Here is a 25,717-nt window from a genome sequence, read left to right as displayed (position 1 = left end):
CTAACTATTGACAAGGGTACGACTAAACAAAAATACTTAACAAGAAATAAAACTTTATGAATTACTTAAATAAGACATTAATTTTATTCCTTGTTATTTCCAAAGCTTCATTCGGACAACAGAATTTATTCAATATACCATCAGGAGATATAACAATCGATAAAAAGGTTTTCTATCAACATCAACTTAATATCTATTCGGATAAGTTAGAGTCTAAGGCTCATTTTGTATATGGACTTGGCAAGGGCTGGGATGTAGGGGTGAACTTGGTGGGAAAAGGAATTTACTTTAACCCAGAATGGCGGTTATTACACAATGACAACTCACAAAAAGGTTCATTGTATCCCGTTTTGATGGGAACTATTCAAAAACAATTTGCTATTAATGAATATTTTGATATCAATTTTGGCACACAAATAGGCTATAACTTAAGCAGTAAAATACAGAAGAAAGAATTAAATTACTATAACTATGGTATCGGAATCTATCATTTCATGCAAAATAAAAGTAGAATTGTTGGTGGGATTTACCATACCAATCAAATGTTTGTTGGGCAAGGAAACACCTTTGGGGCAATGGTCGGCTATGAAATCAAACTCTCAAAAAAGTGGTATTTAATGGGTGACTGGGTAAGCGGAAGTAATGATGCTGCTGTTGCTGTAATTGGAGGAATGTATAATGTAGGTAAAAAAGTGCAAATATGTGCTGGTTGGCAAATACCAAACCTCAATACACCTAAACCTATGGGACTTGTTTTGGAACTGAACATTATGGGGTGGAACCTATATTGACAACTGAAGTGCGCCGCCTTTGGCGTTGAATTTATGAAAATAAGGGATAAAGTGGGTAATTTGGATAAGGTGATTTTTATCAGATTTTGTGTTTTTTAATAACGGTACGCGTTTCGCTTCTTGTAAAAAGCTTTCTGTTTAACATTCCCCAAGGGATCTATTATTTTTCAATTGCCTTCGCCTGTTTAGTGGTATAATAAAATTAAAACGATTAAATGCAAGTGATAATGGAACTACTACCAATAGAGGTAATTAAGATGAACCAAAAAAAGATAGACGAAATTGACAACACAATAAAGTCAATTTACAGACTGATTATCTACAGCCGGCACCACCTCGACGATGACCTATTGGACATATATTTAGAAGGAGTTAATAATCTAAAAGAACTATTGAGTATTAAAAATGCTCAAATGGAAGCTCAAAATGAAGAAGAAGCCAAGGAGTATTTACAAAACTTAAAAGTATCACTTGATTTTGTTATAGAAGAAATAATTTTGCACTATAATTTTGAAAGGGAAATGCAGTTATTTCAGCTTCTTCGTTTAGCCTCTCCCGAAACTAATGCTATCCATCCCAACCGGTACAGACAAACCTTTGTTCAAATTGGAGCCTATATTTGTCCCGATCCAACAGACGTTCCGCAATTGGTTTCTGAACTTTTTTACAAAATTCAATTCATTTCAAATCCTGTTATTAGGGCAATATATTTTCATCATGAGCTAATTAGAATTCACCCTTTTGTGGATGGAAATGGAAGAGTGACAAGAATTGCAAAAAACTGGATGCTAATGTACGAGTTATATCCCCCAATATTTATAAATGATACTCCGCAAAAAAAGGAATATATTGCTACACTTGCTAGTAGCTTTAAAGAGCTTATGAACCACCCAGGTAAATGGAATGATTACACCGAGCAGTTCTTTGAACAGGAACTTGATCGCTTGTTGGTCAATGTTACTTTACTTTATGATAGCGTCAATCTTATAGGAATAAATAGAGAAAAATCTCAGTCAAAAAATCGTGGAATAAAATAATGAAAATGAAATACAGCCACCTTATTATTATACTTTGTACCTATTCGCAAATTGTATTGGGTCAGTCAAAGCTAGTATCAATGTCAATAAGTAATGTAGATTCTACTTTAATAAATAAAGAATATACGTCCTTGGGTGAGGCTCTTAAAAATCCAGAAATAGTTTACCGTTTAAATTTGAGCAACAAAAATTCAATGATGCAAAATGTTAATTGGGCTAAATTTGAAAATCTGCAATATTTAAGTCTCAAAAACGATCATTTAAAAGAAATACCTGGTGAAATTGCATTTTTACGGAATTTGAAAGTACTTGATTTAAGTGGCAACGATTTTAAAATTCTACCTAAGTCATTGAGTAATTTAACTAAATTAGAGGAACTATTTTTAAATGATGAAAAACATTTCAAGGTAGCTACTGCGATAAGGACGCTTAGCCTGTTACCAAGTCTCAAAATTTTACATTTAGAAAATGACCATTTAAAAAGGTTGCCTAAGAATATTGGTAGCTTGGCGCATTTGGAAATGCTCTACTTAAACGAAAATGACTTCAATTCTGTACCTGCTGAAATAAAGGGTTTGAGAAATTTAAAATATCTATATATCCGTGATAATAGAATAAGTCCAGATAGTCATCAAAACATTCAGAATCAAAATTATGGAATTAAAATAAAATTTTGAGTTCTAGATGTTCAGAATACTAACTAGTATTTCTAACGAAGATTTCGGTTTATTTTTTATGAATTTAATATTTGCACAAAGTTTTGAGGTTGGCATTTCAGATTTTTATGTTCTGCAATGAATACCTCCATGGCGTGACGCGCTCCTGGGCTATTTTCTGCTCATTAACATCAGCAAAGCTACAAGCATTTATATGGTTTGTAGTCTGCTGGATCTTGACAAGAGCAAAGTAGACATGATAGGTTCCAAAGCTTTCTTATACCCTGTTTTTATGGGTCGAGTTTGGCCAGGAAGTAATCATTTTGTCGCGATTTAGATTTTCCAATGATAAGTATGATGAAATTCGCTTTGATAGGCAGTTCAGACCGCACTCATATTTAAAGGGCAAACTTAAACAACATTATCCGTGGAATTCGAAATCATCATTTCACTGTTATCGCTGGTCGCTTTGGAAGCGGTTCTAGGCATTGACAACGTCATTTTTATATCTATTATCGCAGCGAAGCTCCCGGCAGATCAACAGATGAAAGCCAGGCAGTACGGTCTGGTACTTGCTGGTGTGATGCGCATTGGGCTTTTGCTTCTCATCTCACTCATTATGAGGCTTGATAAGGACTTATTTGTGGTTTATGGCGAAGGGTTTTCCGGTAAAGAGCTGGTGCTACTTGCCGGAGGTTTATTTCTGCTTTATAAGAGTTCAACTGAGATTTATCATAAAATGGAAGGGGAGGAAGGCGACCAGAGTAAACAGATAAAAGCTTCCTCATTCGTAGAAGTCCTTACGCAGATACTAATCATGGATATGGTTTTTTCCATCGACTCGATAATTACCGCCATTGGTATGGTAAGGGAAGTTTGGGTAATGTATGTGGCGGTTATTGCGACAGTGATACTGATGCTGGTAGCTGCCGAAACGATCATTAGTTTTGTAAACCGGCATCCCGCATTTAAAATGCTCGCTTTGTCATTTTTGTTACTAATTGGCTTTTCGTTGGTGAGTGAGGGTTTCGGGCTTGAAATCCCAAAGGGTTACATTTACTTCTCTATGGCATTTTCGCTGCTGGTTGATGTGTTTCAGATACGCATGAACAAATCAAAAAGCACTCCGGTAAAAACCCATGAACATTACCAGCAAACAGAAGATCGCCTGCTATCATAGTTGGTAAAAAGTACGAGTAATCCACAAGCTTATCTTACGTGCAATATCAAACATTTCCAATACTTTATGAAAACAATACTGGTCCCTATTGATTTCTCAAAAAATTCACAAAAAGTACTGAAAGCGGCCAAAGTAATTTCGGATAAAACAGGCGCTGAATTGGCCATTATGCATACCTCCCAGTCTGCGGATAAGGGCATTGCAATACCAATCACAGAGGGTACGCGTGTAATTTTCAACGAATTGGAAAACTCGTACAAGCAGCAACTGGACGAATATGTAGCTGGCGTTCAGTCAGAAGGATATCAGGTGCACGGTATTTGGGAGTCGGATGCGGTCCAGACTGCGATATTGCGGCAGGCAGATGAGATCAATGCTGATCTGATTGTCATTGGCCGGACAGGGCAGGGGACATTTATGGATAAACTGATCGGCAGTTTGTCAGCCCGTGTTGCGTTGGATGCGCTCTGTCCTGTCTTGGTTATCCCGCCCCAGGCTACAGTAAAGGAGTTTAAAAATATTGTATATGCTACGCGGTTTGACCCGCGAGAAACTGAGATTTTGCATCAGATAAAGGCGCTGGCAAAGCAGCTTGGTGCCAAACTTATCCTGGTTCACATTAATCCGTTCCACCAGCTTGGGAGCCATACAAATGAAGAGCATATGCTAAGAAACATCCAGGAGCTCGATATAGCAGATATGGACGTTGTTATCGCACAGGATATAAATTTTATTGAGGGTATTAGAAGGTATTGTTACCAGGAAGGCGCTGACTTATTAGTTGTTTCTACCCGTGAAAGAGGCTTTTTAGAACAGTATATCACAAATCCAAGTATGACAAAAAGATTGGTTGTGGAAACGCGTCTGCCCTTACTCGTATACCATATCAGGTAAGTGGCTTTCGTTTTAAGTTGATTGTATACTTAGCACAGTTTAGTAGGCAGTCTTATGTGGTCTGATCAAAACAAGAAACGTTTGGCCGGCCGAATCTCCAGATTGGGAGAGGGCATACGGGTGCAAAACGCCAACAACGCACACCATTATCACCACCATTATTCTAGAAAATTAAAATGTGCCAGCTACAAAGCATATATTGGTAGCCGTGGCTGACCGGCACTTTGTATTACATCCTTCGACTCTGGGCTACCGGGCAATAACCACCGGGCAGTATTTAATCTTGATGTTTGTTTAGATTTTAGAATTGTTTAGTCCAGCAATCCCGCACTCCATTGGAGAGCATATGCTATTTTAAAATATTTCGTTTTCAGCTCGATGAGTTTTTGCCGGGCTTCCAGCGCTTTATTTTCACGGCTGTTGATCAGGAATAACGAGCTTTCACCATTGGAAAACCGAACTTCTTCGGCCTTCACCAGTTGCTGGTAGTTTGCATAGTTCAAATTTTGCAGGCTGATCTGCTGCCTAAGCGCATTAAACTCATTGTAGTATTGTCTGACTTTCACTTCCAGCTCCAGCTGTTTTTGCATTCGTCCCAGCCTGGTCTCCTGGATTTTGAGCTGCGCCTTCTTGTATTCCCCGCGTCCTGCTGAAAGCCGCAGGGGTATTTCAAACTTGAATCCGTACTGGTAGTTGTTATCAAAAATTGCGTACTCTCCGGCGCTTGCCAGTGCATTATACCCTTTGCTCAGGTGGTTGTATCGGAAATCGGCTTTTGGTAAAAGTTGTTGGAATTTGAGCTTTTTTTCAATGTCCAGGGCACGTAGCTTAAAATCATAACTACGCATTTCAGGATGTGTTTGTGCGGCCGTCAAAAGCAGACTGGACAGGTCTAGCTCGAAGTCTTTTATGTTTTGTTCATTGTCCCAGTCGGCGGGAGGTACAACCGCTTCAGGCAGCGTAAATGGCTCGCCCGCATCATTCCATAGAAACGCAGAAAGCCGCAGACCTGCATTGCGAAATTCAAGCTGATACTGATTTTGTTGATATTGAAAGCTCTGTAACTGGGCCAATGTTTCAATGGTGTCAATGGCAGCACGCTCGCCATTGAGCAGCGACTTGCGGACAAAATCAAGCCGCTGCGTGTTGATTTCAACATTAGCCTTAACAATCAGAGACTGATTGTAGTAACCGACCCACTGCCAATACGCATCCATGGTATCCATCAACAAATCATTCAGCACCAGTTTTTGCTCGGTATCAGCCAGGGACCTGAAAATGCGGGCTTGCTTCAAGAATGCCCGCCGCTTGTCCATGACCAGGTCCCGTGCCAGGGGAACGCTCACACCCAGGAAAGCCGATTGTCCTTTGGTTATCGTCGGGTCGAGCCGCTCCCCGGTGTAGTTATCTACGCCGCTGTGCACTTCGATCCCATACCAGGTAGGAATGGTGATTTCGGGCGAGGTCGCGTTGTAATAATTAGTTCCCTCAAAACGCTTGCGCGATACGTAAGCACCCAGGATGGGATCAAACCCGCCGCGGGCGATCAACAGGTCGGCCTGGGCCTTATCAATATGGATACCAGCCTGTATGGCCACTGGGTGAAACTTTCGCACCAGCTCCATGACTTGCGCCGCATTTAATGTTTTGGTAGAATCCTGCGATTTCGCCGGGGTTAAAACCGTCAGCCCAACCAGAAGGCCTAATTGTATTGCCAAGCTTCTCATAATTCAGCCTCATTTTATTTTTCTTTACCCGAACCTTTGGACCCGGGCTCCTTCAAAGTGTAATAATCCGGTGGGAATCCGTTGATGTTACGCCATAGCTCGTACCAAAGGGGGACGTCTTTCAGAAGGGCAATCCCTTGCGCCCCTGTTCCCAGTTTCAGTTGCTGCGGCCAGGGCCGGTCAGTGGCATCTTCGGCCACAAGCACCCTGAACATCCCATTGGTGCTGATCGTGTGCTCGAATGCGACCACCTTTCCGCCAAAGGTCCCGTAACTGTTCTGGGGCCAGCCGCTGAATATGATAGCGGGGAAGCCATCAAACATGAACCTGACTTTTTGCCCGGTGCTGACCAGCGGCAAGTCTACCGGGCGCACATACATTTCCACCGCATAGTTTACCCGTGTCGGAACGATCACCGTGATACGTTCCCCGTCTTTGAGTATCTCCCCAATACCCGCCTTATTTGCCTGGACGATCTGGCCATCCTGCGGGGCCAGGATAACATACATGCCATTTCGAATGGTGTAGTTGGCAACCTGGTTTTCCAGTTTGGCCATTTCCCCCTGTCCGGATGCGATATTGCTCAGGCTCTGCAACCGGTCGCCTTCTGCCTTGCTGATCTTTTCGGTATATTCCTGCTGCACGCCGTTTTGTTCGATCTTTACAATGAGCATCTCCTGCCTGGTCTGTGCTATCTTATTCTCGGCAGCTATTTTTTTAGCCAACGCATTCTGAAACGTGGTGTTGCGCTGCTGGAGCTGAGTCTGTGAAACCAGCCCCTGCTCGAACATTTTCTGCTGGCGCTCGTACTGATCTTTGGTCAGGTTAAATTCATTGGTGATGGCTTCCAGCTCAGCCTGCTCGCCTGTGAGCTTGTTGTTAAGCTGGCCCAGCTTGTTTTCAAGTTGACTGATCTTAAAAGTTTGCGCGGAGCTGAGGGCTTCCATCTGCGAGACGGAGGTGGCCGCTTTTCCTTTATAGAAATTGATTGCACCTTTTTTTGCTTCCACCTGCTGCTGGGTACGGCTGACCAGATTGGGGTCCAGATAGTCTTCTTTGATCTCCGAGATTTGCAAGATCGTGTCGCCTTTTTTTACGAAGTCCCCTTCCTTGACAGCCCATCTGACGATTTTACCCGGAATAGGGGAGTTAATGTTTTGAGGGCGCTGTTCCTGGTAAAGCGAAGTAATGTCGCCCCGGGCCTTGATGTTCTGTGTCCATGGTAAAAACAGCGTCAGTCCCAGCAGGATAACGATGCCGTAAAACCAATACCTGACCTTGCTTTCCTGGTCCTGCAGGTAAATGGTATCCAGGGATTTGAGCGGGATTTTATAAGAAAGCGGATCCATCTTCTACGTTTGGTGTTATAGTGGCTGTTGCGTTACTGAGTACAATATGGTAGTCGCACTGTGCTAGAAATCCGGGGTCACTGCTTGCAATAACTACCGTGGACTGGCCGCGTTTACTGGCCAAGTACCCCATCATTTTCTGCTTTTCAGGTCCGCCCATGCCCTCCCAGGGATCTTCCAGTAGTAAAAGGAGCGGATTGTCCAGCAAAGCCCTGAGCAGGGAAATGCGTTTGACATATTGACTTGGCAGGTTCTTGCCGTTGGGGGCTACCTGGGTTTCAAACCCTTCAGGCAATGCGTCCAAAAATCCAGAAAGGCCGGTCTTCTCGGCCAGATTTACTATTTCCTGCGAGCTGATATGGTTTCGGCCCACAAGAATATTTTCCAGAACCGATCCGATAAATATATCCTTTTCATTCAGGTACAGACTTAGTCTTTTGCGAAGCGACGGCAACCGGTAATTTCTGAGGGGCACCTTATTGATCAGTAAAGAGCCGGAGAATTGCTGAAAGTGTCCGGCGAGTATCTTTAAGAAAGTGGATTTGCCTGACATGCCGGTTGCATATACGCCTACCAGGCTCCCTGATGGAATATGAATGTTGACACCGCTGAATATTGTCTTACCGCTGGGGAATGCAAAAGAAAAATCAATCAGATCAATGCCGATGCCTTTTTCAACTGAGTCCAAAGTAATGCTTCCCGTTTGTTCAGAGAGGTTTTCAGTAATGGTCGCAAGCTTTTCCAGGCCAGTGACCACATCGTATACACTATCTAAATTGATGATCAATTTCTCAACTGCATTGATCACGGTCAACACCACGATTTCAGCCGCAATGAATTCACCAACATTGATTTCCTGTTCGAGCAAAAGGTAAGAGCCTCCTGCCAGCATCGCCAAGGTGATGGCCACTTTGGTGATCATGAGTGTTTTATATTGAAAAAGTAACACACCGAAATGGTCTGTACGCGATTGCAGGTACTTGCTTACGTTCGTATCGGTCCTAGTCAAATTGAAATGGGCATCATAGGCAAGCTTAAAGGGATTGTTAATTCTTGCCATTTCTTCAAGCCAGCCGACGGTCTTGTACTTATTGACGCTCTCTTGCAGGGAAGTCTTTAAACCGTTTGCGCCCGTTAGTCGGAAAATCAGCGAAAGCACCAATAGCAGGGATAGTCCAAAAAGAATGAAGAAAGGATGGTAAATTGACAGTAAGGCCAGACCGAAAACGATCTGGATACTGGCAATAGGGACTTCAAGTAATAGTTTGGAGATACCTTTATGTACGCTCAATACATCGAAAAACCGGTTCACTTTTTCCGGCAGATAGAACCCGTCCGTTTTTATCAGGTCGAACCGGGGGATTTTGTCAGCGAATTCAAAAGCATAACGCGTGAAAATCTTTTGCTGTATTTTTTCAATGATCTTCATTTGATTGATCTGCATCAGGCCGACAGCGGCCACCCCGATTACGACTAACGTAATCAATACATAAATGGAAGTGACCATCGAGGCCCCCAGGACAAAGCTGATAATAGCTTGAATACCAAGTGGTAGGCTTAAATTGACTACTCCGCTCAATATTGCATAGAAGTAGATCGATCCAATATCGGACCTGTCTGTTAAGATTAAGTCCCATAGCCGTTTAAAGGGCTTTATTTTCTCCATTGTCTTATCATTCTATTTTATGCAAATATACTGTTACTAATTTAAATAGTAGTATTACTATTGTTTAAATATTTATTTAACTATTTGCAATACAAAAGCTATTTTTAGCTTGTGTTACACTAATTTCAAATTTTGCTCGATATGAATTTTCATCTAAGCTTTCACTTAAACGAAAAAGTCTACCTGCGGGACCCTGAAAGCAGTGAGCTTGGTAAACGATTGATAAAAAGCGCGATAGACCTGATTTATGAACTTGGCTTTGAGCATTTTACATTCAAAAAGCTTGCGTTAGAGGTCAATACGACCGAAGCGACAATTTACCGGTACTTTGAAAACAAACACCGCTTACTACTTTACATATTGAACTGGTATTGGAGCTACATGGAGTTTCTGGTCATGTTTAGACTGCAGAATATGACGGATCCGAAAGAAAAATTGAAGACCATTATCGAGCTGCTCACCCAGGAACTTCCAGAAAGTAGTGGCATGATGGATTACAATAAAAGGTACCTCAACCAGATCATCATTTCGGAAAGCAGTAAAGTGTACCTGGTAAAGGAAGTTAAAGAGATCAATAAGTCAGAGGTTTTTAAACCCTATAAAGACTTGTGTGCTAAAATTGCCGAGGTCGTCACAGAATATAATCCTGACTATCAGTATCCCAGGTCCCTGAGCAGCACCTTGATAGAGACATCGCATTTTCAGCAGTTTTTCAGCAACTATCTTCCCAAGCTGACAGACGTTGGTGCGTTGGGCCAGAAAGACTACACAGCCTTATTTCTAAGCAATCTGCTTTTTACGGTACTAGGTGACCAAAGTTTGAAATAAGAGATTGATGAAAAGCAGCAATCATAAGGGCTGGATAACATATCCAAACAACACGATCTGAAACCTTCAAAATCAGGATAACTACTTTGCCCGCAAATACTTTGAGGCCAAACCGATTTAAGGATTACTTTTCAAACTCGATTAGCTGGTGAGATCTCTGACTACTTTGCCTTATTGCTGTCGCTATAATTAGATTATAGTCCGCTTTTTTTGCTTTTTTATTCAGAAATGCAGGGATGCATTAATTTTCCGTTAAGGTGTCCCCTATATAACTACCTGCAAAAAAGACCAGCTTCGATTTTGGTGGAAAATTCGGTGAAACATTTGGACGAAAGTGGGGAAGTATGGCGGTTTTTTCTTTATGAAGACAAGACAAACCCGCAGTCTAGTCCTGCGTACTGGGATGAATATTTTACTAAGATTAAATTTCTTTCCAAGTTTGAAGTTGATGAGATATTAGATGACAGGCGAGTAATAAGACCAGTTGTTTGGAACAACGTTATCGACTCTATGCCACAAGATGATAGGCCTTTACAAGTGCTATCAAGTAAAGAGGATGGTGAAAAGCAGGCATCTGCAACCTACAATAGCATTGATGATGGAGATTATCAGCCGGGTTTTTATATGCTAGATGAAAATCGTGATGAAGTGCTAGTTACCTTCAAGGTATGTTGGTGGGCATATGATGACTACCTACCATATTAATTAAGCCCCATTTAGGGGCTTAATTTCTTGATATCTGAAAGAGTTTCGCCTTGTTAAAAAGCAATTCGTCGAGGTCGTCCATTGAAAGGTGCAAAAGGCTTGCCAATTCTTGTTTCGTGTAATTCAGATCATTGAGGTACAGTTCAACGATATCACTCAAAATTGTTGGTTTTTCAGGCTCAAATAGTTCCGGCTCACCGAAAGTACGGTAACCATTGGCTGAAAAGCCCTTCATCATATAATAATATTGGTCTTGGGTTATTGTACCCAAATCTTTTGCTTTTCGGGCGATAGAAGCCATTGATGTTTTCCAGTACCTTTTTAGATCAGTCAATGTGCTAGAATTGAGCTTGTTCAAATACGGCTTTATGTCTTGGCTTGGCATTAGTAGTTCGCTTGCAAATTCGTGTGCTTCCTGCTCTTCGTCACGGCCATGATCCTTCTTGCCCCAGTGTAACACTAAGTGCCCCAGCTCGTGGGCAAGTGTAAATCTAAGCCGGTCTGAGGTTCGTCTGTTGTTAAGGAATATGACAGGGTACTTAATGTCTGAGTATGTGCTAAAACCATCCTTTTCACCAAGATCAAGTAGCATCACTAAAATTCCATTGTCTTCAACCAATTCAGTTAAGTTGTTGATGCGGCCTTTGGGTATTTTCCATTTATCCCTAACAAATAAAGCGGCCATAGCTGGATTGCCGCCATCTACATCAATATCCCAACTGGGCACATTAGGCTCCGGCAGCTCGACGGCAGTCTGTAAAGTCGTAAAAATGCGTTCAACAATGGTCATTTTGGCCAAATACATCTTTGATGCTTTATCTGATATGGACTGTTTTGACCGGTAATGTCCTCGAACATAGAAGTAAGGCTCCTGAGCAAAAAAATCGACTGGATAGTTTAGTGCCTTACTAAATAGTTCTATTAAATATTCAGGCGCAGAGAGCTGGCCTAGTTCAATTTTGGAAATAGTGCCTTGGGCAACCCCTGATTTTTCAGAAAGTTGCTTTTGAGTATACCCGCGAGATTCTCGGGCGAGGGTTAATGTTTTTTCATTGAATTTCATACTTAGTCATTCGTGCCAGATTTCCTGATGTTGAGTGTTTTGTAGATTTCATCATCGGAGAGTTTTAGCTTAACCTTTCTTTTGCGCCCTTCGTTTCTTTCAAAGACTGATAGTTGTTCGCTGCTATTGCGACGATCCAATTCATATGACCAATGAAGAACATTCTCATTATCAGGGCATAATAAATATATTCCCCTAATTGAAGTCCAGTTCTCGTCAGGCAAGTATCCAGCAAAAAGTAATGTTGGACTTGCGGGAAACCCTTGAATTTCCCCTTGCCTCATATAGCTGATATACTGATTTGTTTTACGGCAGCTAATTTTGCGGCTCTCATTGATTTTGTTGAACCGTATAAATATGTCATCGTTTACCTTGACGCCGAATATGTTGTTCCATTTGTCAACCTCAAACACATTACTATTGAGAAACTTTTCAGTCACATGAGATTTTAGGTGGTCATGTATGATATTAGCCTTGGTCCTATTTTCATAGGAGACAGGCCTGCCAAATTGATTGGCCAAATCGCACATAGTCAGATGTTCAGCAAAACTACTTTGGATGCAATCAGCCAAGTCGTCATACATCGGTGATACGATTTCATGCGCTTCTGCATAAGTTAAGATTTTTCTCATTTTGGTATAAGTTCGTTTAGGACAAAGCTAGTCGAATTTCCAAAAATTAAATGAAAAATATTCCAAAATATTTAAAAAAAATATTCCAAAATGAAGGCGTTAAATATTCCAGAAACACTTCATGCTAGCTTAGATGGGTTTCCTGGCATAAGTAAGGTTTGCTCGATCTATTGAAAGCCTAGCGCTTAGCGTGGGATAATTACTAGCTTCGCAGCTTCTGGATCCTGGAAGGCGTTGGACTGGATTAATTCGTTTTCCATATTGAGCTGATCTTCCCCATAGATATACGAACTGAACTCAAAGGTCCTTAGAAGCATGCGGATGTAGGGAGTGGGATCATACTGACGGGTGAGCTTTCGTAATGCACCCATGTAGTCTTCTCGGTAAACAGTAGGAATTATGATTTTTGAAAGACTTTTTGACGAGAGTTCAGCATTCATCATCACCCTTGCAATCCTACCATTTCCATCAAGAAAGGGGTGAACTTCACTGATCATAAACATCATATAAGCTGCCTTGGCAAAGGGATCCTTAAGAAGGGAATACCAGTCAAATCCTTTTTTTAAGGTGCCTGCGACCAATTGCCAATCTACAAATTCAGTGTTGCCTGCCCGGTTATTTTTATCCTTGAACTGTCCTGGCTTTTTGGAGATGCGGGCTCGTAGTAATGTAGCATGTCTGTTTCTTAACAGCTGTAATAGCTCATCAGGCGAACTGGGAGTTATCGACATTTCCCTCCGGTCTGAGACGATTTGATAAGTACCTAATATATCGTGAGAATCTTCGTCCCGTTCAGGCAGCGGCGTTTCGGTTTGAATAATTTGTTGCGCTTCATTAACAGCAAATTCGGTTCCCTCAATGTAGTTAGAAAAGTAACTCTCGAAAAACCCGAAATTTCGATATGCTATCAGCGAGAGGTTTTTATCGGCATAAGCAGGAAATGTTTTACCGCTTAAAGCTTGATATAGTATCTCGAATAGCTTGATTCTTTGTGGGTCAAATGGCTCTCCGAGCGATCGTGCTATGGCAACAGGCGAATGGAGGCTCCTAGAATCGCCGGTATTCAAAAGCGTACTTATCACAAGGTTAAGTTTCGAAAACTCCTTTTCCATGCCTAAAATGGGAGCCAGTCTTCGAGCTTCGTCCCGGATAGCATTAACTGCTTCTTCGCCCCTGGATCTAATGATTAGATCGAGCCTTTCCTCAATGTCAGAGATCGGAAGCGTTTTAGAAAGATCGTTTCTCGTTCTGGTCTCTTGCATATTTTCCAAAAAGGCTCGTGCTTCCTGTGAAGCATATAGGTTTTCAAAAAATACATTGTCATTTTCTTGTCGAACCGGCCCTTGCTGGAAATGGATTGTGAGACCAGGTAAGTGGTTTTTTCTTGTGTAGCTGTATGTAACAAAGATATGCTCACCGTTCACCGGCTTAAACTCCAATGCACTACGGTGACTTAAAATTGCGCCTGGGAACTGATTGGATAGAATCCTAAACCAATTTCTTTTAATAATAACCTCGGGATGCTCTTGTAGGTTTGATGTGTAGATACGTGGAGCTATCTTAAGTATCACACCCTTTTTCTCTAATGCACTAATTTTAGCAGATTCAGCTTTATTAGAGGATCCAAAAAGCATCTCTTGTAATCTAATCATAAGAATTCTTTCCATTAACTAATGCAAAATAAGCATTTTACTGGAAATTTTTCTAATAAATCACGATAATGTAAGAAAATTTTCTATTAAACTGAATTTTGCTTGAAATCTAAACAATAGGAATCTACATGCTAGGACAGTGAAGTAGATAGTCATCTGCAACTTTCCTTTTTTTGCGGTCTGACCGCCTTTACATTGCTTGTAATTCAAAGGTTGGCTGCAAAACACTGAAAAACAGCATACTTATTAATCGATCGATGCTGTCCTACCGAAATTTTTAACAGTGAAATACCTTTGGGTTGTTCCTAAATCAAGAACAATGATGCGAAACAATTATAAAGGTGACTGGATAGAACATCCAGTGATCGAAATCACAAACGGAAGGCAGCGTGGGACAGGGCACAGAAACCGCAAAACAAGAAAAAGAAGGAGTATGTATGGGTTCCTATAGACTATGAAGACGAGGCTAGGCCCGGAGTAGTTATTTATGACGAGGAAACTCTTTTCAAGAAAGAGCTAAGCAAGTACTATCTACAACCTGTAATAGAAGGTTTAATAGTCATATGAGGTGGCTCCAAAAAGCGGCACACATTTTTGCACAACCTGATGCAAAATGGGAGTTCAGAAGGGGAGCAAAACCAGAAAGAGTTACGATGCTGATTTTAAGCAGGAAGTAGCGAGAATGTTGGCTTCTGGAAGAAGCGCGAAGGAAATCTCGGAGACGTTTGGAATTGCTGAAAATCTTCTATATCGTTGGAAGAGAATGGCAACTATGAAGACAAAAACAAAGAATGTGGAGAGTGAAGGTAGTAAGGCTGCAAAACTTGCTGCTGAAAATGCTAGGCTACGAGCGGAAGTTGAACGCCTGAAAACCGACCGTGAAATCTTAAAAAAGGCGTTGGGTCTCTTCAGCACGTCCGACTGAGAGACGTCTATGACTTAATAATATCACTTTCGAGGACAAATAAGGTAAGTTATCTGTGTTCGCTTTTTGAAGTAAGCCGCACAGCTTATTACCGGTACCGGCGAGGAGAAAGTTATAATGCGGACAAAAAATACAACCGCCCAAAGCATGAAATACGGATCGAGTTTATCCGTAATTTGAAGCGATATGGCAGTCGACGTATCAAAGAATCCTTGAAACAAAAAGGCATCAAGATTAGTCGCCGAAAAGTCGCTGAAATCATGCGAAAAGAGGGTTTAAGGGCTATTCAACCACCTAGGTTTATTCCAAGGACAACTGATAGTAAACACGGAAAACGAGTTTGTCCAAACCTTCTGCTTAACCAGTCAAAGCCAGATCGACCCAATGCAGCTTGGACATCGGACATTACTTACATGCCTTTGAAAGGCGGGAAGTGGGCTTATCTCTGCACCTGGATGGATTTGTATTCCCGGCAAATTGTTAGCTGGCAATTGGCTGACAATATGCAAGAAAGTCTTGTCAGGGAACCGTTGTCGAGAGCACTGTTGAAGCGCAGGGCCAAACCTGGTATGATCGTGCACTCGGATCGTGGCGGACAATATTTATCACGGGAAATGAAGAAAGTAATAAAAACTTTCAAACTGAGACAAAGCATGTCCCGTGCCGATGACCCATACGACAACGCATGGGCGGAGTCGTTCTGGAGTAGGCTGAAGGCCGAATTAGATATGCCCAGAGGTGGTTATGAGAGCATTGAAAGATTGAAGTCTGCTCTATTTGAATACATCGAGGGATATTATAATACAAGAAGACTGCATTCGTCTTTGAACTATTTGAATCCCGCAGCATTTGAGGCCGAATATTACCGACAAACGGGATAAGAATTGAAGTTTTAAATATTTACTAACCCGCAAAAGTGTAAACCAAAAGGGAACCACGTCAAAGAACTATTTCTTAACCGCCTTTCGGAATAATGGGTTAAATTAAAAGATTGAACCGAAAGTACCGCGGGTTCGGTAGAGCTGTTTTTCTAGTGAGCCGTTTGCTACGTGTAAATCTCACCGCCATCTTTAAATATTGACGATATAAAATTTACCTTTTCTCAAACATGCTCTCTGGAACTGGCTGCCATAAAGCATAGACACATTTCTTTCAACTATATTGATGCTCATATTTGCTTCTTAAAAAAGCTTTCAAAAGGCTGGCCGTCATTTATGTACAATTTTTAGCCTAACCCGACATCATGACAAAAGAGGTTTTTGGTTACAGATTCAGCCAATACGTGAATTTGATCACCAAAGCCCGATTTTTAGGTTGCCAGGCCCGCATCAGCCGGTTGTCATCATCGAGGGTTTCGTACGCAAAGTAGTTATCGGTGTACACCACGAACAGGTCCGAGACGGGTTTGTACCGCCACTGGAACCGGATGTTGGTGTTGACATTGTTTATCTGGTTGTTATACTGGACGTAGGCCGTTAGAAACAACGACCGGGTGAAGGACAGATCGACCTTGGGGCCGATCAGCAGCAGGTCCGATTGACTGTGGGGCGCGGGCAGCCGAATACCGTTATAGGTGAAATCAAGCGAGAAAACACCGTAAGGTTGCTGCCGGTAACTCATGACGGTGTGCAACTGCGTGATCCGACCGTTGAAGTACTGCCCGTATCGACCGTTGAAACTATAGAAAAAAGGCTTCCTAACGTTGGACACGTAGGTCAGCCTGTGGCTGAAGTACAGGTACGAGGTGTTGGCGGGAAGGGCAATCCCGCCGGTGTTGGATGGGTCGAAGGGCGAGAAAAGGTAGGTGTAATCCCAGCGCAGAAACACAAAACTCAGCTGCGACTGGTTTTGCATCGTGATGCCCCCGAACAGTCCCGCGTCCCAGTCAATCAGGCGGTTCTGCCGTTTCCCATAAATAAAATCCCAGTTTGGTCCCAGGTAAAACCGGTTGATGTGCCGGCCCAGCCGCCCTTTCGGGAAAAGCACCCTAAAGACCTCGCCATGGAATTTCAGCAGGCTCGCGCGGGGGACGTACCCCACGTCGGCCCGGAAGTTATCGCCAATGTCGTAAACGCCAACCCGCCCGTTGACCGCTGGCTTGTCAACGAACAGCAGGGCGCCCACCGCGTAGGGCTGAGCCGGCCGGTCCGGGCTGAACGAGCGGTGGTAGAACGCTTTGCCCCGCCACTGGTTATTGGCCGAAGCCAGGGAATACTCCAGGCCGGCGACCCGGTTATACGGTTGGGCGGCACCGGCTGGCATTATCCCTACGGGGTCCTTGTTTACCAGCAGTGCGCTCAAAAACGAACGGGTCGAAATCCGGCGCTGCACGGCCAGCATCCCGTAGTTGATCGGTGGCAGCGTGACAGAATCGGCCAGCGACCGCCGGCCCGTCTGCATGTTCAGCACCCCGACCCGCCAGTTCCGGTCCAACCGGCCGCTCAGCCGTAACCCGGCCAGAATCGGCACCCGCTCGTTGAACCCAGTGCGGGGATTGCGGACAAGGCCGATGCGCCGGGAGAAAAACGGGTTGGTAACGCTCGTGCCGAATGAGCCGAAGAGGTCGCTGTTTTCCAGGAAAAACTGCCGCCGTTCGGGGAAAAACAACTCAAACCGACTCAGGTTCGTCACTTGCTGATCGACTTCTACCTGCGCGAAGTCTGGGTTTACGGTCAGGTCCAGATTGAGCGAAGGGGTGACGGCCACCTTCACATCGAATCCGGCGTTGACGCCCCGTCGGGGAGGTATCCCCGACGGGTAATCCCGGCCCGTTTCGGCCAGCCCGTACGGAATCAGCGAGACGTTGGCACCGGGCCTGGGGGGGGGCTGCTCCCAGATCAGCCGGCCCGAGAACGCCAGCGCCTGTCCGGTAAAATTAAGGGGTATGGGTGCCCAGGCCGATTGCTCGTTGCGGGCGATGTCGCTGCGGATGAAGTTGATCAGCCACACGTCTGGCCCGTCCCCAGTCTGCCGTTGCTTGTAGCGGAGCGTTTTGAAGGGGATGGCCATCTCGACGGTGTAGCGATCGGCGGCGTTGCCTACCCGGACGTACCACTTGTTGTCCCAATCGGTGGCAAACTCCTGTCCATTGGTGATCAGGCCCTCGCGTTGCACGCCGTACGGGCTTGCCGCAAAATTGAAGCCGTTAAGCTTATCGCCGAAGGGGTCAATGTTAACCTCAAACAGGTCTGACTGCCCGCGGGCAAAGTCGCGTTTGAGCGAAGTGACCACGTACCGGCCGGGTTGATAACATTCGGCGGCTATGTATAGGAACTCCGAGTCGAACAACACCCGTACGCGGGTTCGGGCACCGGCCCGGACGGTGTCATACGGAAAAAACTGCCAAAAGTTCGACACCGTGTCCGCTTTGTCCCAGGCGGCTTCATCCAGACGTCCGTCTAGCACAATCGGTCCGATGGACCGGCGGACATTCAGACCATAGTCGGCTTCGTTCACGCCGAGTGACTGGGCAAACAAACGGCTGCTCAACAGCAGGAAAAGGAAGGGTAAAACTGTTTTCAAAGTCATTCTACGGGCGCTTCTGGCCTCCTTTACAAACACCACTACTCAAAAACTAGTTGCCAGCATCTGGCCGTACTGAAACCCAGGCCCCCGCTTGGGCACACCGAGGATTTTCCTATCGTACCAATACGCGCCCACTTCGGGGACCAGAGTTATGTTGGGCTGGATATCCTTTTTCAACCCCAGCGATACGCCCCCGATGTTGACAAAATTAGCCTTAGCGCCCTCCGTGGCTGTTGGTATCCCGAGGTGGAATGTGGCTTCCTTGTCCACAAAGTTTTTGATCAGCCACGGGCAGGCGATCCTATCGATTTTGGGGCGTTCGCGGGTAATCCAGTCCATTTCCTAGTGCGTTGAATGCGTCGCTTTAACAGGTTTTCCTAGAACATCCAGGGCCGATCTGAACCCTTTTGCAAGCGTAGTGGCCGGTCCACGCCCATAATAATGCAGAAATATGATCCTTGGGTTCTCACCAAACATATGATTATGCAATGCCACTACTTCTAGGTTATTGGCCCGAAGCGCTTTGATGACCGTATTAACTTCATCTTCCAGCATGGCAATGTCACCCGCTATATGGGCGCTGTCTTTGTTTCCAGCAAAGCTTGCCCAGGAGTTAAGTCCTATGGCAGCTGTCATTTCTGCACCCATGGCCATAACCGTCAGATCGTCACGGCCAACAGTATATTTATAAGTTGGGCCGTTTACTACGCCGGTATACTTGACAATGCCGTCAAGGGCTGGTATATCAAAGAGTTCCTTGCCCGTAGTGGTGGGTGGCGCAGAAGGCACAGGCTGGTTAGCCGGGGAGATTTTGGCATCTTTAATGGTGGCAGCAAACTTTTTGGCAAGCTCTTGTGGCGTACCCATGCCATGCATGTGCATGTAGAATATGCGTGGCTGCTCATAGAAAAAATGATTGTGAATAGCCCCGATTTCAAGGCCGTTGGCATGCGCCGCTGAAATCAAGGGATTCACTTCTTCTTCCAGCAGAACTGTATCGCTCATTAAAACGGCTGATTTCCCATCTACTGTTTTTTTGATAGACGCCCATCCCCCAAACCCAAATGGAATTGGAACAGGTTCACCTTTGACAGTGACTTTCAAATCGTTGCGTGGAAGCGGAGTGGTATGAACCGCTTGTCCTTCATTATAGTTGCCCTTTTTACCCATAGCAGCTTCAATAGCTGCAATCTCTTCCTTGGTAAGTGCAGGTGTTTTGGCAATCGTCGAAGCTTGCACAGCGTTCATACTTGCCAATCCGGCAACAGTAAAATAAGTGCTGGCTTTAAACCAGTCTCTTCGTGAAAAGTAGTTCATAACTTGGTTTATAAAAGTGCGATTTAATTATTTTTTAAGCTGAATAAAGGGCTAATATTGTTTTTGATTTTAGAAGTATGTAAACTAATTTTTTACAAGCTTTGCGATAACCGAAACATCTGCTTTTAATTCCTCATTGGCTTTTAGTATCAGCGTATCTCCGGGCATGATATTGCCAAATACTTCAATTTTGTCTCCCAGGTTAAGCCCCTGGTTTATGTCAATCCACTGCGTTTTCCCCTGCTTTATTTTAATGGCAAACTTTTTTTCCAAAGTGGTCACAATAGCGGATGATGGTAATGTAACGCCTGGTTGTGAACGCTGAACCTCTAGTCTGGCATCCGCATACATACCCGTTTTCAGTAACTTTTTCGTGTTGGTTACTTCAAATTCCCAAATTTCACTCCGCGTGGCATTGTCTATATTTTCTGATTTACGGACCAGTTTGGCGTCAAATACTTTTTCAGGCATCGCTTTGGTTGTAAATTTGATGCTTTGCTTTTTCAAACTGGTGCCGGTATATATCTCTGGAACAGCTACCCGAAGTCTTAGCCGGGAATTATCTTCAATTTCCAAAAGTGGAAGCTCACCGGGGTTTCCCACAAAAGTACCTTCATGCACATTTCGTTTGGTTACCACTCCGTTAAAAGGTGCGGTGATCGCCAGGTAATTTCCCATTTGCTTATAGGTAGCAGCGGTGAAGATAGCGGCTTTATAATCCGCACTGTCGGCCATAAAGAGATTTTTAACTTTATCCAGTTCACTGGCTGCAATGACACCTTCGGTTTGAGAAGCAGAATAAATACGGTCAAAATTGTCTTTGCTGGCTAAATATTTAGCTTTTGCAGACTGGATCTTTTCGGTTACCTCGCTTAGACGCGAAGCAATTTCCGGCGCATCGATAAGAGCTAGTAACTGCCCTTTACGCACCCTGCTTCCGATGTCAACATTTATTTTTTTCAAATAACCCTGAATCTTTGAACGGATTTCTACGCGTTCATAAGGCAGCAATTCACTGGGTAAAGTAATTTTTTTTTCGACAGAATCGCTTTTTGCAATGTAAATCGCTACCGAATCTTTACCATCCGGGTTGGTTTCAGTGGTTTTGGCACCGGACTGCTCTTTGCTGTTGCAAGAATAAAAGAGAAACATGCAGACACAGCTGAAAAAGAAAATTCTAAGCATATCATTCGTTGTTTTACTGGCCAAAGTTTTTGCTTTCATTGTCATCAGGATCAAGAGAAACGCCTACGTAATTTTTGTTGCCAATCCAGGCGTTATAGATCAGGGGAGTGATCAATAATGTACTTAGCGTTGAAAATATCAAACCGCCGATAACGGCCACACCCAAAGGTGCAGTTTGCTGGCCGCCTTCACCAACGCCCATCGCCATCGGTATCATACCGGCTACCATGGCAATAGCGGTCATCAGGATCGGACGAAGCCTGGTTTTTGCAGCCTGGATACCTATATCTTGACCAGACAGCCTTTGCTTTCGAATGGCTTCTGCATTGGTGACCAAGAGGATGACATTAGCCACGGAAACCCCGATGGCCATAATACAACCCATAAAAGACTGAATATTTAAACTATGTCCCGCCACAAAAAGTAGCAACAACGAGCCGGTTACCACAGCAGGAATAACCGATAAGACGATCATCGGTATTCTCAGTGATTGAAAATAAGCCGATAGCATCAGGAAAATTACAGTCACTGCCAGCAGCAGACCGATGGACAGTTCCCTTAAAGTTTGGGTCAATAAATCAGACTGGCCACGCATATAAACTTTCATACCATGCGGTTGTTCACCAAGCTTGGATATGGCCTGGTTCACATGCGTTACAGCTTCTCCCAGATCCTGGTTGTAAATATTTGCTGTTATAGTGATAAACCGCTGTTGGTTCATCCGGTCGTATTCGCCCACTGAAATGGTTTTTTTCCAATCGGCAATATCGCGTAGGTACAGATTGTCCCCCTTGTCACTACTGATAGGAATCTGTTCGATCTGCTCAGGGCTGTTCATCATATATTGCGGATATTCTACCTGCACCTGGAAGGAATTACCACCCGCCTTGTCAAGCCAGTAAACGGGCTGGGTATTTCGGCTTGATGATACGGCAGCAGTGACCGCCTTTCCGGCCTGTTCGATAGAAAGGCCCATTTGTCCCATTCGGACCCGGTCATAATTGATTTGGATACTAGGGTAATCTAGCGGGATGCCAATTTGTACATCCCGTAAAAACCCAATTCTTTTCATTTGAGATTTTAACCGTTCTGCAAATACTCTGCCTTGCGTTAGATCCTTCCCCTGAACCAGCACTTCAACAGGTGTATTGGATCCCTGGCTCATCACCTGATCAACCAGGTCGGCCGGTTCGAAAGAAATTACAGCATTGGGGATCTCGTTTACTACCTTATCCCTGATCTGTTCTTTCAAAGTTTCAATGTTTATGGCTGACCCTTTCAAAAGATTTACTTTTAAGAGGGCTTCATGCGGCCCACTTGTCCAAAGAAAAATCGAATTGATCGCGTACGTAGATGGCTGTAAACCTACAAAGCAGGAAGTGATGGCAATATTCTCTTTTCCCGCTAAGCTGTTAATCAGTCCCAGTATTTTTTTCGTAGCATCCTCTGTTCTTTCGATCCTGGTCCCTGTTGGCATCCTTAAACGTAGCTGAAACTGGCCACCATCAATTTTCGGAAAAATATCTCTCCCCGATGCATTGTATAAAAGAACCGTAGTACCAACGAAAAGTAAGGTAATCAAAGGAGCGATAAATTTTATAGCACCAAAATGCATCACCGTTTTACCATATTTTTCACTAAACCGATCAAAGGAAGATTCTGATTTTGTTGCTGTTTCATTTTTAAGAAGCCAGTTAGCTAGAATGGGGACCAATGTCTGTGACAACAGAAAGGATGCGGTCATGGCAAACCCAACCGATAAGGACAAGGGGATAAACATCGCCTTAGGCACGCCTGTCATAAATATAGCGGGTAAAAACACTACAAGTACGCTAAGCAAGATCAGTAGTTTGGGAGCCGCAATTTCCAAGCATGCATCCAGGATTGCCCTTGATGTTGATTTGGACATTTGCTGATGCCGATGGATATTTTCAATGGTTACCGTCGCTTCATCAACTAAAATTCCCACTGCCAGTGCCAGTCCACCCAATGTCATCATATTGATGGTGTGCCCAGCCAAATAAAGTCCCACGACAGCTGCAAGCAGAGCCAGCGGAATTGTGAGTACGACAATGAGCGCGCTTCTGACATCGCGTAGAAATAGCAGAACCACAAGTCCGGTTAGTATAGCCCCCAAGCCGCCTTCGAAAAGCAGGCTTTTCAAGGAATTGATCACATACCCTGACTGGTCAAACTCGTAGGATACTTTGATGTCATCGGGAATGGCAGCCTGCATTTGTGGAAGATTTTCTTTAATGCGTTGCACAACATCCCAGGTTGAAGCATCGGCCCGTTTGGTAACCGGAATGTAAATGGAACGCTTCCCATTGATGAGCGCATAGCCGGATGTAATGTCTGCTCCATTTTCCACACTGGCCACATCCCGGACAAAAACAGATGTTCCGTTTACCTCTTTAACCGCGATCTGTTCTAGTTCCTTAAAATTGTCAACCACACTGTTGGAAGGCGTAATCAGTGTTTGATCACCAATACGCACGTTCCCGGCGGGTAAGAGCACGTTGTTTTTGGCAATGGATGCCACCAGTTCGTCGGGTGAAATATTGTAGCTTCTTAGCCGTTCAGGGTTTGCTTTGATCAGAATCGTGCGCTGATTCCCTCCTAATGGCGGGGGAGCAGAAACGCCTGGCAACGCACCAAACATGGGCCGCACTTTAAACAATGCCAGATCCTGGATTTCATTCAGTGAACGGGTAGCACTGCTGAAAACCAGCTGACCAACCGGAAGTGAGCCTGCATCGTAACGCATAACGAAGGGCGGAAACGTACCGGCGGGCATAAAGGAGCGGGCACGGTTGACATAGGAAATGGTTTCAGCCATGGCAGTTGCCATATCCGTCCCTTCGTGAAATTGCAATTTAATGAGCGATACACCCTGGACTGATTTGCTTTCAACAAATTTGATTCCGGTGATGTACAGGAAATGATACTCGTAGTACGAAGCAAGAAAACCTTCCATTTGTTGTGGCGATAATCCGCCATAGGTCTGTGCCACATAAATAGTGGGCGTTCCCATTTTTGGAAATATATCGATGGGCAATTTCCTTATGGCCAGAATAGAAAAGAATAGCATCCCTACAATGGCAACCACTATAAAAACGGGCTTCCTTAATGCAAAACGTATGAGTTGAAGCATAACTTTCTATTTCAGTTCATTTAAAAATATGTTGATATCACCCTTTGTGACAGCCTTATTCAATAGCGCTTTCCAGATGTACCAATAAGACTGCTGTGAATCGGTTTCGGCTTTCAAAAGATTATACTGGGCTTGAATAAGGTCACTGAAATTCACCAGACCGGTATTATATCTGATTTGCATTGCCTTGAAAGCATACTGTGCAGATTGTAATTGCGTAGCTGTTTCAGTGGCGATCAGATAAGCATTGTTGTAGGTCAGCTGGCTGATCTGGTCTTTCTTATCCAGAATAAGCAGATTCTCTTCCACTTTTTGCTGGATAGATTGCGTCATCAGGCTTTGCTGCTGGATTTGTATATTTTTATCCGAAAATTTTAATATTGGGTAAACAATCTGAAATCCCAAGCCGTAATTGAAACGACTAAATCCCAAACCATCACTTGCCTTTACGGTGCCATCATACTTGATCCCTGAACCTCGGGCATAAGCCGTGCTCCATATATTTATCTTAGGCAGATAGGATCGTTTGATTAATTTTTCCTTCGCCAGGCTGTATTCTAAAATACTTTTCGGATAGCTGATATAAGGATGACTGCTAAAATCAGAGGAAATAGCTGCGTGCGCCTGTGGGAACTTTTCAAAGAATAGGCTGTCCTTTGTATTAATTGCCTCATTAACCGCCAAAAATTGGGAAAGTAATATTTTTTGGGTTTCAAATTTTTCTGTGGCATTCAGTAATTCAATCTTGCTTTTAGAAAGTTCCGATTGAAACAAAGCCGTATCCACACCGGGCTTGAGTCCTTTACTTGTGAGTGTGCGCGACTGGATCAATGCAAATTCAACTCTTTTAATATTTTTCTGGTTTATAGCAATCAGCTGCTTTGCCAATGCAACATCCAGATAAGTATTGGTCACTTTGGCCAGATGTCTGAACAATTCCATTTTTGAGTCCGATTCCTTTTGATTTACTCCGGCTGTTGCATATGCGGTTTGGGCATCGCGATGCCCGAAGGTGATTGCCTGCCAGTTCATGGAAAATCCTGCTGCGCTGCCAAAGACAGGCTGATATTTATTCTCGGCGGAAGGTGGCCCGCTTATTGGAAAAATACCGGATGGATCAAGCATTCCCGTAATATTATTGTAGGTCGCCAGATTGGCCTGGTAACTTAGATCCAACGATGGGATAATGGTATTTCGGCTCAGCGCTACGTCCTTCTTTGCCGCTTCTGATTCATAGTACTTGGATTTAAGCAGCGGGTAGTTTTTTTCGGCCAGTAGCAGCGCTTCGCGCAGGGAGACAGTCGTGTCTGGTTTTTGTCCATAGACTAAATAGGAAAGGAACAACAAAAAAAATGTGCTCGTTATTTTTAGATATGGCATAAATAGTAAGCGTTCTGTGAAACGAACGCGAAACTATTTATTGATTTTGGA

Annotated in this window: 21 protein-coding genes; 9 read left to right on the top strand and 12 right to left on the bottom strand. The window is 43.8% G+C overall.

The genetic code is table 11. The features are described 5' to 3' along the window. The first annotated feature begins 56 nt into the window (after positions 1-56). From KOE27_RS23400 to KOE27_RS23380, 5 genes are all read left to right on the top strand, one after another. Positions 57-791: a hypothetical protein gene (locus KOE27_RS23400; protein ID WP_082218046.1), complete on the top strand. Its 735-nt coding sequence runs from the start codon at positions 57-59 to the stop codon at positions 789-791. Between the two features lie 227 nt (positions 792-1,018). After that, a complete protein-coding gene (locus KOE27_RS23395; RefSeq protein WP_170916753.1) occupies positions 1,019-1,828 on the top strand; it encodes a Fic family protein in 810 nt (269 codons plus the stop codon). Positions 1,829-1,908: 80 nt separating this feature from the next. Further along, entirely contained in the window at positions 1,909-2,505 is a 597-nt protein-coding gene (locus KOE27_RS23390) for a leucine-rich repeat domain-containing protein (protein WP_215241152.1), read from the top strand. A 406-nt stretch (positions 2,506-2,911) separates the two neighbouring features. Further along, positions 2,912-3,664 carry a TerC family protein gene (locus tag KOE27_RS23385; protein WP_082218043.1) on the top strand — a complete coding sequence of 251 codons (753 nt, stop codon included), beginning with the start codon at positions 2,912-2,914 and terminating at the stop codon, positions 3,662-3,664. Positions 3,665-3,730: 66 nt separating this feature from the next. After that, the gene (locus tag KOE27_RS23380; RefSeq protein WP_082218042.1) at positions 3,731-4,558 is read left to right on the top strand and encodes a universal stress protein; all 828 of its coding nucleotides are present in this window, start codon (positions 3,731-3,733) and stop codon (positions 4,556-4,558) included. Between the two features lie 311 nt (positions 4,559-4,869). Here KOE27_RS23380 and KOE27_RS23375 read toward each other — a convergent pair whose 3' ends face one another. From KOE27_RS23375 to KOE27_RS23365, 3 genes are read right to left on the bottom strand one after another with little or no spacing between them, the layout of a single operon-like run. Further along, the gene (locus tag KOE27_RS23375) at positions 4,870-6,285 is read right to left on the bottom strand and encodes a TolC family protein (protein ID WP_082218041.1); all 1,416 of its coding nucleotides are present in this window, start codon (positions 6,283-6,285) and stop codon (positions 4,870-4,872) included. A 14-nt stretch (positions 6,286-6,299) separates the two neighbouring features. Continuing rightward, complete coding sequence (locus KOE27_RS23370) at positions 6,300-7,634, bottom strand: HlyD family secretion protein (protein WP_082218040.1); 1,335 nt, start codon at positions 7,632-7,634, stop codon at positions 6,300-6,302. Beyond that, on the bottom strand, positions 7,615-9,300 hold the full coding sequence (locus tag KOE27_RS23365; protein ID WP_082218039.1) for an ATP-binding cassette domain-containing protein: 1,686 nt from the start codon (positions 9,298-9,300) through the stop codon (positions 7,615-7,617). Before KOE27_RS23365 ends, KOE27_RS23370 begins: the two co-directional genes overlap by 20 nt. Before the next feature lie 141 nt (positions 9,301-9,441). Between KOE27_RS23365 and KOE27_RS23360 the strand changes: the two genes are divergently transcribed. Continuing rightward, positions 9,442-10,128, top strand: a complete 687-nt coding sequence (locus tag KOE27_RS23360; protein WP_082218038.1) for a TetR/AcrR family transcriptional regulator — start codon at positions 9,442-9,444, stop codon at positions 10,126-10,128. Between the two features lie 315 nt (positions 10,129-10,443). Then, a complete protein-coding gene (locus KOE27_RS23355; RefSeq protein ID WP_215241151.1) occupies positions 10,444-10,833 on the top strand; it encodes a hypothetical protein in 390 nt (129 codons plus the stop codon). A 19-nt stretch (positions 10,834-10,852) separates the two neighbouring features. On the opposite strand, the gene KOE27_RS23350 is transcribed toward KOE27_RS23355, so the two are convergent. The 3 genes from KOE27_RS23350 to KOE27_RS23340 form a co-directional block, all read right to left on the bottom strand. Next, positions 10,853-11,896, bottom strand: coding sequence for a helix-turn-helix domain-containing protein (locus KOE27_RS23350; protein ID WP_082218036.1), 1,044 nt, complete (start codon positions 11,894-11,896; stop codon positions 10,853-10,855). Positions 11,897-11,898: 2 nt separating this feature from the next. Continuing rightward, positions 11,899-12,528: a hypothetical protein gene (locus tag KOE27_RS23345; RefSeq protein WP_082218035.1), complete on the bottom strand. Its 630-nt coding sequence runs from the start codon at positions 12,526-12,528 to the stop codon at positions 11,899-11,901. A gap of 185 nt (positions 12,529-12,713) precedes the next feature. Next, positions 12,714-14,195: a Fic family protein gene (locus KOE27_RS23340; RefSeq protein ID WP_082218034.1), complete on the bottom strand. Its 1,482-nt coding sequence runs from the start codon at positions 14,193-14,195 to the stop codon at positions 12,714-12,716. A gap of 598 nt (positions 14,196-14,793) precedes the next feature. Between KOE27_RS23340 and KOE27_RS23335 the strand changes: the two genes are divergently transcribed. Together KOE27_RS23335 and KOE27_RS23330 are read left to right on the top strand one after the other, a co-directional pair. Beyond that, the gene (locus KOE27_RS23335) at positions 14,794-15,105 is read left to right on the top strand and encodes a transposase (RefSeq protein ID WP_082218033.1); all 312 of its coding nucleotides are present in this window, start codon (positions 14,794-14,796) and stop codon (positions 15,103-15,105) included. After that, positions 15,102-15,986, top strand: a complete 885-nt coding sequence (locus KOE27_RS23330; RefSeq protein ID WP_082218032.1) for an IS3 family transposase — start codon at positions 15,102-15,104, stop codon at positions 15,984-15,986. The genes KOE27_RS23335 and KOE27_RS23330 overlap by 4 nt, the downstream gene beginning before the upstream one ends. Positions 15,987-16,368: 382 nt before the next feature. On the opposite strand, the gene KOE27_RS23325 is transcribed toward KOE27_RS23330, so the two are convergent. The 6 genes from KOE27_RS23325 to KOE27_RS23300 form a co-directional block, all read right to left on the bottom strand. Next, complete coding sequence (locus tag KOE27_RS23325; protein WP_082218133.1) at positions 16,369-18,633, bottom strand: DUF5916 domain-containing protein; 2,265 nt, start codon at positions 18,631-18,633, stop codon at positions 16,369-16,371. Between the two features lie 39 nt (positions 18,634-18,672). Then, positions 18,673-18,969 (bottom strand): chromate resistance protein ChrB domain-containing protein, encoded by a 297-nt coding sequence (locus tag KOE27_RS29725; RefSeq protein ID WP_229208603.1) that lies wholly within the window; start codon positions 18,967-18,969, stop codon positions 18,673-18,675. Between the two features lie 3 nt (positions 18,970-18,972). Further along, positions 18,973-19,878 (bottom strand): DUF1259 domain-containing protein, encoded by a 906-nt coding sequence (locus tag KOE27_RS23315; protein ID WP_229208604.1) that lies wholly within the window; start codon positions 19,876-19,878, stop codon positions 18,973-18,975. Positions 19,879-20,031: 153 nt separating this feature from the next. Beyond that, a complete protein-coding gene (locus KOE27_RS23310; RefSeq protein ID WP_170916763.1) occupies positions 20,032-21,132 on the bottom strand; it encodes an efflux RND transporter periplasmic adaptor subunit in 1,101 nt (366 codons plus the stop codon). A gap of 13 nt (positions 21,133-21,145) precedes the next feature. After that, positions 21,146-24,286, bottom strand: a complete 3,141-nt coding sequence (locus tag KOE27_RS23305; protein ID WP_215241150.1) for an efflux RND transporter permease subunit — start codon at positions 24,284-24,286, stop codon at positions 21,146-21,148. Positions 24,287-24,292: 6 nt separating this feature from the next. Then, positions 24,293-25,666: a TolC family protein gene (locus tag KOE27_RS23300; protein ID WP_082218137.1), complete on the bottom strand. Its 1,374-nt coding sequence runs from the start codon at positions 25,664-25,666 to the stop codon at positions 24,293-24,295. Between the last annotated feature and the right edge of the window lie 51 nt (positions 25,667-25,717).

The sequence above is a fragment of the Dyadobacter sp. CECT 9275 genome, assembly GCF_907164905.1.
Classification (GTDB): domain Bacteria; phylum Bacteroidota; class Bacteroidia; order Cytophagales; family Spirosomataceae; genus Dyadobacter; species Dyadobacter helix.
This window is presented reverse-complemented; position numbering and strand designations above follow the sequence as displayed.